Here is an 8,606-nt window from a genome sequence, read left to right on the forward strand (position 1 = left end):
CATCACCCCGGACGAGATCAGACGCTGAGCGCCCTCTGCTTGAGCCTTGCGCCGCTGTTCACGCGACGCCTTGTCGATAGCCAACAGTGTGCTTCCTTTCGTAAGGAGACCCACCCCTTACACACACCATTTGACACGCCCTGGGACGACCGTCTCGGCCGTCCCATCTCCGACGGCCCCATGCCGCTCGGGGAATGCCGCAAGTGGATCGCGGAGCACCCCGGCACCGAGTACAACATCCTGCACCGCGACGCCTCCGACCCGGCCGCCATCTGGTCGGTCATGCCCACCGCCGACTAGCAACGACCGCACCACACCCGGCAACACCTACCGCGCCACCCCGAAAACCCTCCCCTCATCCTCTCGAGAAGGCCACTTCCGGATCCGATACGACCACATCGGAACCAACGGAAAGAGAGGGCCCGCGCCGCGCCGGCCCTCTGCACGACCTCGGCATCGGAGCCCACAACCGCGGCAAACGCGTCCTCGCGCTCATCGACGAGACCACCGTCACCGTAATCCGCCTCGACACCGGCGAGATCCTCAGCACCCACGACATCGACCACACCCGCAGCTACTGGCGCAACACGCAACACGCAGAAAGCCCCAGGCCGATGGCCCGGGGCTGAGACCTATGTCGCGACTCAACACACGGTGGACCTGAGGGGACTCGAACCCCTGACCCCCTGCATGCCATGCAGGTGCGCTACCAGCTGCGCCACAGGCCCGGATGCCGCTCCGAAGCGCTCGGAACAACTCGTCCACTCTACTACACGCCCGAGCGTGCCTCGAACCACGACGGGTGTCGGACGGCTCCCCTAGTGTGACCTCGTCGAAGGGAAATCCATGATCAAGCTCGGCAACATCACGTTCTACGCCGACGACCCGCCTACGCTCGCACGGTTCTGGTCCGACGTCTTCGGCTACCCCTACCGCGAGTTCGACGGCGAACTGCGCCAGCAGCTGCTCGACTCCGGTCTCACCGAAGAGGACCTGGCGAAGCGAGGGCTCGCCGAAGATCCTGAGGGCAGAGGACCGCGCCTGTTCTTCCATCACGCGTCCGAGGCGAAGTCGGGCCGGAATCGGATCCATCTCGACATCAACGTCGTTCGCGAGCCGGGCGACGAGGCGGCTCTCGATGCCGAGAAGGACCGGCTCGTGGCGCTCGGCGCCGAAGTCGTGCGGCTCGTCGAGCAGACATGGGGTCCGTGGCCCGAGCGGTACTACCAGATGCGCGATCCTGAGGGCAACGAGTTCTGCCTCCAGTGACCGAGCCGCGGATGCCGGATCAGTCCTCGGCGGATGCGCCCTGCTTTACTTCCACGGGCACGATCGGGCAGTCCTTCCAGAGGCGTTCCAGCCCGTAATAGACGCGCTCCTCCTCGTGGAAGACGTGCACGACCAGGTCACCGAAGTCGAGAAGCACCCAGCGGGCCTCGCTGCGTCCTTCGCGACGCAGGCGCTTGTAGCCGGCCTCGAGCAGCTTCTCCTCGATCTCGTCCGCGATCGCCGCGACGTTGCGCTCACTCCGACCCGACACGAGCAGGAAGATGTCGACGAGTGGCAGCGGTCCTGACACGTCGAGGGCGACGAGGTCCTCGCCGCCCTTCGAGTCCGCGGCAGCCGCCGCGATCGCGAGCATCTCGCGTGCCTGGTCGGTCGCCGTCATCAAAGCACTCCTGTCACGAAGGCGAGGATCAGGACGCCGACGAGCGCGAGCGCGAGGGCACCCGCCGTGATCGCGAGCGAGATCATGAGGCGGCTGCCCTTCTCCGGAGCGGGCGGTTTGATGATCTCACCGGGCGTCTTGACGGTGCTGATCGCAGCGCTCGCGGCGATCGGCGTGGGCGACGAGTGTGCGGGCAGCTCGCCGTCCACCAGCACCGCATCGACCTCCTTGCCGTCGGCCGTGCCGGGGATCGCCCCGGTCGAGCCGAGGCCCTCGGGCAGGTTGAACGTGCCCGTCACGAGCACCTCGCCCGTCGCCGCGACCGGCGCGACGATGCCGGACTGGTCGGGCTGGGGCACGATGAGCGCGTTCGGCGTGCCGGTCGATCCGCTTGTGGACGCTGACGTGATGAGCTCGTCGAACGACGGCGGAAGCACGACGTTGGGCGCCCCCTCGGCCAGCAGTCCTGCCCCGAGCTGCGAGTTCACCCCTCGCTCCCCCGTCGACGACGAAGTGTCGGACCGGTCCGCGGGACGCTCGGTCGCGCGCTCGGACGTCGGTGTCGGGACGGACGGGGCGGATGCCTGCGCTGACGGAGCCGCGGGAGCGGCGTCTTCGACGTCGTGCTCCTCGGTGGCGCCCGCGGCGCTGAGCAGCCACGACGGCACACCGCTCTCGCCTGTCTCGCGCAGCGGCTCGGCCTGCGGCTCGGGCGTGTGCGGCTCGGGCGCGTGCGGCGCACGAGCCGGAGCGCCGTACGCGGGCGCTTGCTGCGCGGGAGCCGGGGCACCGAACAGCGGCGACGTCGGCGTGGCGGAACTGCCGAACGTGGGCGGTTTCGGCGTCGGCGTCTCGGCCGGCCGGACCGGCCACACTCGAGCGGGCGGCTCGGCGACGGGTGTCTTGGACGCGGCGGGAGCCGGCGCGGCATCCGGCTTCACGGCAGCGGGTGCGTCGGCGGTCGCCGGCGTGTGGCCCGCGGCGACCTCAGGCGTGATCACCGGGACGGATGCCGTGCGGATGCGCTCCTGCTGGCGCGCCTGGCGGCGGGTCAGCGGCGCGACGCCGAGGTCGACCGCGGAGTCTGCGACAGGCGGCGGAGGGAGGACCGGGGGTTCAGCCGGACGCGCGAGCGGGACGACGGGCGTCGACGCGACGGGCGCCGCGGAGGGCGCCGCCGTCGTGGGGGCCGGGGTCGTGGGAGCCGAAGCGGAAGTCGCCGGAGCGGACTGCGCGGGTCGCGCGATGGGAGCCGAAGTCACCGGCGGCGTCGGAGCTGCGGGAGCGTCGGCGGCCGCGGCATCCGTCGTCACGATGGGGGTCGCGCCGGTGCTGCGGATCTGGCGCAACTGCTTTCGTGTGAGTGCTGGAGTGGCCGGCTGCTCGGGTGTACTCATTCCTTGCTCCGGTAAAGATGATGCTTCGCAATGTATTGGACGACCCCGTCAGGCACGAGGTACCACACCGGGTGACCGCGACGAACGCGATCCCGGCAGTCCGTTGACGAGATGGCGAGGGCCGGAACCTCGAGCTGACTCACATCGTCGCTCGGCAGTCCGTCTGTGCTCAGCACATGACCTGGACGCGAGACGGCGACGAAGTGGGCGAGGTCCCACAACTCATCATGGTCTCTCCAACTGAGAATTTGCGCTATGGCGTCTGCGCCCGTGATGAAGAAGAGTTCAGCAGTCGGCCGTTCGGCTTTGAGATCGCGCAGCGTGTCGATCGTGAAAGTGGGCCCCTCGCGATCGATGTCGACCCGACTGACGGTGAAGCGCGGGTTCGAGGCGGTCGCGATGACCGTCATGAGATAGCGGTGCTCCGCGGGCGACACATCGTGCTTGTGCCACGGCTGGCCCGTCGGCACGAACACGACCTCATCGAGATCGAACGACTGAGCGACCTCGCTCGCGGCGACGAGGTGCCCATGGTGGATGGGATCGAACGTCCCACCCATGACCCCGATCCGCGGGGCACGTCCACCCGACATCCAGTGCGGCCTAGTGGCCGTGTTCCACCCGCTGGACGTCGTTCGCGTGAGCGCGCGCGTAGGCCTCCGCCTTCGGCGCGTGGCGGTTGGCCACGTTGCGGTACGAGAGCGTCACGAACGCGAGGAGCGTGAAGATCACGAGCGCGACGATCCCGTACACGGCGGTCTCGGCAGCGACGTTGCCGGCGTGCTCGGACTCTTCTGCTGCGAACGCGATCAGCGGGGCGAGGATCATTCGGGCTCCGTTTCCATCGTGCGCCGGGCGGCGCGCCCGTCCAGTCTAAGCCTCACTCGCGCACCTGTCCGGAACCGCGCGCGATCCACTTCGTGCTCGTGAGCTCGGCGAGCCCCATCGGGCCGCGCGCGTGGAGCTTCTGCGTCGAGATGCCGACCTCGGCCCCGAACCCGAACTCTCCGCCGTCGGTGAAGCGCGTCGAGGCGTTCGCCATGACGACGGCGGAGTCGACCTCCGCGAGGAAGCGCTCCGCGCTCGCGTCGTCCTGCGTGATGATCGACTCGGTGTGGTGCGTCGAGTAGCGGCGGATGTGCTCGAGCGCCTCGTCGAGGTCGTCGACCACACGCATCGAGACGTCGAGGCTCAGGTACTCCGTCGCCCAGTCGTCCTCGGTCGCGGGGACGACGCCCTCGGCGAGCGCCGACACGCGGTGGTCGCCGTGCACGGTCACGCCCTTCTCCTGGAGCGCCGCGACGACGGGCGACACGAGGCGCTCGGCGGCCTCGCGATGCACGAGCACCGTCTCGACCGCGTTGCACACGCTCGGCCGCTGGACCTTCGCGTTCACGACGATGTCGCGCGCCCACTCGAGGGGGGCGCTCGCGTCGAGCACGATGTGGACGACCCCGGCACCGGTCTCGATCACCGGGACGGATGACTCGGTGACGACGGTCTCGATGAGCTGGGCGCTCCCTCGCGGCACGAGCACGTCGACGATGCCGCGCGCGTGCATGAGCTCGCGCGCTCCCTCGCGCCCGAACGAGTCGACCGTCTGGATCGCCTCGGGGTCGATCCCGCGATCCGCGAGCGCTTCGCGCATCGCGTCGACGAGCGCGGCGTTCGTGTGCTCGGCGGCGGTCCCACCGCGGAGCACGACGGCGTTGCCGGATCGCAGCGCGAGGGCGGCGATGTCGACGGTGACGTTCGGACGCGCCTCGTAGATCGAGCCCACGACGCCGAACGGCACCGAGACCTTCGTGAGCTCCACGCCGTTCGGCAGCACGCGCTCGTCCAGCACGCGGCCGACCGGGTCGGGCAGCGCCGCGACGTCTCGAACAGCCGACGCCAGGGCGGCCACGCGCGGCTCGTCCAGGCGCAGACGGTCTTGGAGGGCGGTGCTGAGGCCGGTGGCCCTCCCGCGCTCGAGGTCCTCGGCGTTCGCCGCGACGATCGCGGGGGCGGATGCCTCGATCGCGTCGGCGATCGCCAGCAGGGCGTCGCGCTTCTCGGCGTCGCTCAGTCGCCCCACGTGGCGAGCGGCCTCCTTCGCGAGCAGCATGCGGTCGCGGGCGGTCGTCGCGGTGGTGGCGGTCATGTGGCCAGTTTATCGGCGGGCAGAGAGCTCGAGACCGTGCGCAGCGGCCCCGTGCCGGCGGGCCAGGCGGGCTCGGGGTTGGGGGCGAACCACGTGCCGATCTCATCGCCGGCGAGAGCGCGGCCGACGAGGTCGGCGCTCGTGACGAGGACGCCGACACCGGATGCCGCGGCCAGTCGCGCCGCGGACACCTTGGTCGCCGCTCCCCCGGTTCCCACGCTGTTGACCACGACCGAGCCGAACTCGAAGCCGTGCAGATCCTCGCCGTACGCGATGCGGTGGATGGGGCGGGCCCCCGGCTCCTGAGGCGGTCGTGTGTAGAGCGCCTCGATGTCACTCAGCAGCACGAGGGCGTCCGCGCCGATGAGCTGCGCCACGAGCGCCGCGAGGCGGTCGTTGTCGCCGAATCGGATCTCGTGCGTGGCGACCGTGTCGTTCTCGTTGACGATCGGGAGGATCCGCAGTCCGAGCAGACGCTCCATCGCCCGGCGCGCGTTCGAGCGGTGGGTCGGGTTCTCGAGGTCGCCGGCGGTGAGGAGCACCTGGCCCGCGACGACGCGGAACGGCCGCAGCGCCTCCTGGTACCGGTAGATGAGCACGTTCTGCCCGACGGCGGCGGCAGCCTGCTGCGTCGCGAGGTCGCTCGGCCGCTCCTCGAGCGAGAGGAACGGCATGCCAGTGGCGATCGCACCCGACGACACGAGGACGATCTCGGTGCCCCGCGCGTGGGCGGCGGCGAGCGCCTCGACGATGGACTGGATGCGAGGGGCGTTGTCACCGCTGATCGATGACGATCCCACCTTCACGACCACCCGGCGTGACCCGGGGATGTCCCGTCGCTCGGCTGCGCTCACTCATCCTCCTCGTCGATGTCGTCGATCTCATCGCTGTCGTACGCGCGCGCGGCGAGGCGCTCGGCCTCGAGCTCGGCCCGCGCTTCGGCCTTCGCGTCCATGCGCTCGTGGTAGCGCTCGCGGCGCTCCGCCGTCGTGCGTCGCGTGGACCCGTCGAGTCGCGGGTCTGTGCCGCGCGGCGCGGTCATGAGCTCGGCCACGGACGACAGCGACGGCTGCCAATCGAACACGACGCCGTCGTCGCCGCCGATGATGACGGTCGCCCCGGGGGTCGCGCCCGCGCGGTAGAGCTCCTCCTCGACGCCGAGCCGCTCGAGGCGATCGGCGAGGTAGCCGACAGCCTCGTCGTTCTGGAAGTCGGTCTGCTGCACCCAGCGCTCGGGCTTCGCGCCGCGAACGCGGTACACCGGACCGTACGTGCCGCCCTCGACGCGCACGGTGAACTCCTGCTCCGCGCCCTTGGGGCGGATGACGATGCGCTCGGGTGCGGGCTTGACCGCTTCGGCGGCGCGATGCTCCGCGACGATCTGACCGAGCGCGAACGTGAGCTGGCGGAGCCCTTCGTGACTGACGGTCGAGATCTCGAACACGCGGTATCCGCGCTGCTCGAGGTCGGGCCGCACGAGGTCCGCGAGGTCCTTCGCCTCGGGGACGTCGACCTTGTTGAGCGCGACGAGCTGCGGTCGCTCGAGCAGCGGCACCTGACCCTCCGGAACGGGGTACGCGGCGAGCTCCGCGAGGATCACGTCGAGGTCGGTGAGCGGGTCGCGCCCAGGCTCGAGCGTCGCGCAGTCGAGCACGTGCAGGAGCGCCGTGCATCGCTCCACATGGCGCAGGAACTCGAGGCCGAGCCCCTTGCCCTCGCTCGCGCCCTCGATGAGCCCGGGGACGTCGGCGACCGTGTAGCGCACGTCTCCGGCCTGGACGACGCCGAGATTCGGATGCAGCGTCGTGAAGGGGTACTCCGCGATCTTGGGCCGCGCGGCGGAGATCGCCGCGATGAGGCTCGACTTGCCCGCTGAGGGGAAGCCGACGAGCGCCACGTCGGCGACCGTCTTCAGCTCGAGCACGACATCGCCCTCCCAGCCCGGCGTGCCGAGCAGCGCGAAACCCGGGGCCTTGCGCTTGGGAGAGGCGAGAGCCGCGTTGCCGAGGCCGCCGAGACCGCCCGGTGCGACGACGAAACGCATGCCGGGCTCGATCATGTCGACGAGGACCTCGCCCGACGGGTCCTTCACGACCGTGCCGACGGGAACCGGCAGCTCGAGGGACTCGCCGTGCGCGCCCGACCGGTTGTCGCCCATGCCGAAGCCGCCGTTGCCGGCGGCGCGGTGCGGCGAGTGGTGGTACGACAGAAGCGTCGTCACCTGCGGGTCGGCGACGAGCACGATGTCACCGCCGTGGCCGCCGTTGCCGCCGTCGGGGCCGGCCAGCGGCTTGAACTTCTCGCGACGCACCGACACGCAGCCGTTGCCCCCCTTGCCGGCACGCAGGTGCAGCGTGACGCGGTCGACGAATGTGACCATGCCGTCTCCTCCTGCTGTGCGCCGGCCGTGCGGGCGGGCGATGTTCCTGATGATGCGCAGTGAGGGGCGAGCCGAAGCCCGCCCCTCACCGTGAGTCCTGTCGAAGCGCCCGGATCACTCCGCGGTCGCGACGATGTTGACGACCTTGCGGCCGCCCTTGGTGCCGAACTCGACAGCACCCGCCGCGAGGGCGAACAGCGTGTCGTCGCCGCCACGGCCGACGTTGACGCCGGGGTGGAAGTGCGTGCCGCGCTGGCGGACGAGGATCTCGCCGGCGTTGACGACCTGGCCGCCGAAGCGCTTCACGCCGAGGCGCTGGGCGTTCGAGTCACGACCGTTGCGGGTGGAGCTTGCGCCCTTCTTGTGTGCCATCTCTGCGTCTCTCCTGGCTTACTTGATGCCGGTGACCTTGACGCGCGTGAGCTCCTGACGGTGGCCCTGGCGCTTCTTGTACCCGGTCTTGTTCTTGAACTTCTGGATCACGATCTTCGGGCCGCGGAGGTCGCCGAGGACCTCAGCCGTGACCGTGACCTTCGCGAGCGACTTGGCGTCGGAGGTGATCTTGTCGCCGTCGACGAGGAGGACGGGGGTGAGCTGAACCGAGCCGTTCTCGTCTGCCTTGATGCGGTCCATCGTCACGATGGTGCCGACCTCGACCTTCTCCTGCCGGCCGCCGGCGCGCACTACTGCGTAAACCACTACTCGTACCTATCTCTGGGGAGCCGAGGCTCCGATGTTGATGGGGATGTCACTGCGCGGGACCCCAGCGGGATGGAGGGTCGTCACTGCCAGAAAACTGTGCGGGCCGCCCGGGATAAGCCGGTGGCACCAGCGGTCGAGTCTACCGGATGCCCCGGGGCCGGTCAAACGCGCGCCACCGGCGCGTCGCTCGGGCCGCCGCGTAGGATCGGGCCCATGACCGTGCTCATCGACACGCCGCTCTGGCCGAAGCACGGCACGGTCTGGGCGCATCTGGTGAGCGACCGGTCGATCGCGGAGCTCAAGACCTTCGCCGAC

At 70.1% G+C, this 8,606-nt stretch carries 12 protein-coding genes and 1 tRNA gene; 3 read left to right on the forward strand and 10 right to left on the reverse strand.

Annotated elements, in window-relative coordinates:
- Nucleotides 1-300: hypothetical protein (locus VNR19_RS03350; protein WP_325723889.1), on the forward strand; the 300-nt coding region annotated here is incomplete at its 5' end.
- Nucleotides 301-655: 355 nt separating this feature from the next.
- On the opposite strand, the gene VNR19_RS03355 is transcribed toward VNR19_RS03350, so the two are convergent.
- Nucleotides 656-728, reverse strand: a tRNA-Ala gene (locus VNR19_RS03355).
- 118 nt (nucleotides 729-846) lie between these two features.
- On the opposite strand from VNR19_RS03355, the gene VNR19_RS03360 reads away from it, so the two are divergent.
- On the forward strand, nucleotides 847-1,269 hold the full coding sequence (locus VNR19_RS03360; protein WP_325723891.1) for a VOC family protein: 423 nt from the start codon (nucleotides 847-849) through the stop codon (nucleotides 1,267-1,269).
- 19 nt (nucleotides 1,270-1,288) lie between these two features.
- Here VNR19_RS03360 and rsfS read toward each other — a convergent pair whose 3' ends face one another.
- The 9 genes from rsfS to rplU form a co-directional block, all read right to left on the reverse strand.
- Nucleotides 1,289-1,669, reverse strand: a complete 381-nt coding sequence (rsfS, locus tag VNR19_RS03365; protein ID WP_325723892.1) for a ribosome silencing factor — start codon at nucleotides 1,667-1,669, stop codon at nucleotides 1,289-1,291.
- Nucleotides 1,669-3,066, reverse strand: coding sequence for a hypothetical protein (locus tag VNR19_RS03370; RefSeq protein WP_325723893.1), 1,398 nt, complete (start codon nucleotides 3,064-3,066; stop codon nucleotides 1,669-1,671). The genes rsfS and VNR19_RS03370 overlap by 1 nt, the downstream gene beginning before the upstream one ends.
- Entirely contained in the window at nucleotides 3,063-3,659 is a 597-nt protein-coding gene (gene nadD, locus VNR19_RS03375; protein WP_325723895.1) for a nicotinate-nucleotide adenylyltransferase, read from the reverse strand. The genes VNR19_RS03370 and nadD overlap by 4 nt, the downstream gene beginning before the upstream one ends.
- A gap of 10 nt (nucleotides 3,660-3,669) precedes the next feature.
- Nucleotides 3,670-3,894, reverse strand: coding sequence for a hypothetical protein (locus VNR19_RS03380; protein WP_325723897.1), 225 nt, complete (start codon nucleotides 3,892-3,894; stop codon nucleotides 3,670-3,672).
- Nucleotides 3,895-3,946: 52 nt separating this feature from the next.
- Nucleotides 3,947-5,209 (reverse strand): glutamate-5-semialdehyde dehydrogenase, encoded by a 1,263-nt coding sequence (locus VNR19_RS03385; RefSeq protein WP_325723899.1) that lies wholly within the window; start codon nucleotides 5,207-5,209, stop codon nucleotides 3,947-3,949.
- Nucleotides 5,206-6,063 (reverse strand): glutamate 5-kinase, encoded by an 858-nt coding sequence (proB, locus tag VNR19_RS03390; RefSeq protein ID WP_325723901.1) that lies wholly within the window; start codon nucleotides 6,061-6,063, stop codon nucleotides 5,206-5,208. The genes VNR19_RS03385 and proB overlap by 4 nt, the downstream gene beginning before the upstream one ends.
- Entirely contained in the window at nucleotides 6,060-7,589 is a 1,530-nt protein-coding gene (gene obgE, locus VNR19_RS03395) for a GTPase ObgE (protein ID WP_325723903.1), read from the reverse strand. Before obgE ends, proB begins: the two co-directional genes overlap by 4 nt.
- A 114-nt stretch (nucleotides 7,590-7,703) precedes the next feature.
- A complete protein-coding gene (gene rpmA, locus VNR19_RS03400; RefSeq protein WP_325033127.1) occupies nucleotides 7,704-7,961 on the reverse strand; it encodes a 50S ribosomal protein L27 in 258 nt (85 codons plus the stop codon).
- Between the two features lie 18 nt (nucleotides 7,962-7,979).
- On the reverse strand, nucleotides 7,980-8,288 hold the full coding sequence (gene rplU, locus VNR19_RS03405; RefSeq protein WP_310517925.1) for a 50S ribosomal protein L21: 309 nt from the start codon (nucleotides 8,286-8,288) through the stop codon (nucleotides 7,980-7,982).
- Between the two features lie 216 nt (nucleotides 8,289-8,504).
- Here rplU and VNR19_RS03410 point away from each other — a divergent pair.
- On the forward strand, nucleotides 8,505-8,606 hold a 102-nt coding region (locus VNR19_RS03410; RefSeq protein WP_325723907.1), incomplete at its 3' end, for a DUF4031 domain-containing protein.

It is taken from the genome of Microbacterium sp. (assembly GCF_035556355.1).
Classification (GTDB): Bacteria; Actinomycetota; Actinomycetes; order Actinomycetales; family Microbacteriaceae; genus Microbacterium.